Origin of the sequence: Pseudomonas sp. DE0157 (genome assembly GCF_007678615.1) — a bacterium.
In the GTDB taxonomy this organism is placed as follows: Bacteria; Pseudomonadota; Gammaproteobacteria; order Pseudomonadales; family Pseudomonadaceae; genus Aquipseudomonas; species Aquipseudomonas parafulva_B.
In genome coordinates this window covers 1-1,020 of the sequence record NZ_VEJN01000037.1, presented here as the reverse complement: position 1 = coordinate 1,020, position 1,020 = coordinate 1, and the positions used below count along the sequence as shown (strand labels likewise).

At 68.8% G+C, this 1,020-nt stretch carries 1 protein-coding gene; it reads right to left on the bottom strand.

The genetic code is table 11. From position 1 onward, the window contains the following. On the bottom strand, positions 1-1,020 hold a 1,020-nt coding region (locus FS777_RS21225; RefSeq protein ID WP_145257580.1), incomplete at both ends, for an AMP-binding protein.

Sequence of the window (1,020 nt, the reverse complement as noted above, 5' to 3'; positions counted from 1 at the left end):
GCGTCCAGCACGTAGGTGTGCAGGTTGGCGATGGGGCGCCCGATGGGCACGCTGTCGCTGCCCTCCTCCACGCAGGTCCAGTGGGTGACGTCGATGGCGGCTTCGGTCGGGCCGTACAGGTTGTACAGGCCGGCCTTGGGCAGGCGTGCGAACACCTGGGCCTGGGCATCGAGCGCCAGCGCCTCGCCACTGCACAGGATGCGTCGCAGGCTGTGGCACCCGTCCAGGTCCGGCGATTGCAGGAACACCTGCAGCATCGACGGCACGAAGTGCAGCGTGCTGATGCCGTGCTGCTCGATCAGCGCCACCAGCTGCGCCGGGTCGCGGTGCGCGCCGGGCTCGGCCACCACCAGTTGGGCGCCGGTCATCAACGGCCAGAAGAACTCCCACACCGACACGTCGAAGCTGAACGGGGTCTTTTGCAGCACCCGGTCAGCAGCGGTCAGCTCATAGGCCTGCTGCATCCAGTACAGGCGGTTGGCCAGGGCCACGTGGCGGTTGCCGGCGCCCTTGGGCTTGCCGGTGGAGCCGGAGGTGTAGATCACGTAGGCCAGGTGCTCCGGAGCCAGGTCGACGTGCGGGTTCGGTACGTCGGCCGGGTCTGCCTGCGGGGCCGGCAGTTCGAGCGTCGCCAGCCCTTCAGGCACCGGCAGGCGCAGGCCTGGCGCATGCAGCAGCAAGGCCATGCGGCTGTCCTCGATCATGTAGGCCAGGCGTTCCTCAGGGTAGTCCGGGTCCAGCGGCAGGTAGGCACCCCCGGCCTTGAGGATGGCCAGCAGGCCGATGACCAGCTCCAGCGAACGCTCGGCGGCGATGCCTACCAGCACGTCCGGGCCGACGCCGCGCTCAATCAACTGCAGGGCCAGGCCATTGGCGGCGTTGTTGAGCTGGCGATAGGTGAGTTGACGTGCGCCGAATGCCACGGCGCTCGCCTCGGGGCTGCGCTGGGCCTGCTGCTCGATCAGGCGGTGGACACAGTATTCGTCGGGGTAACGCTGCGCGGTCTGGTTCCAGGTGCGC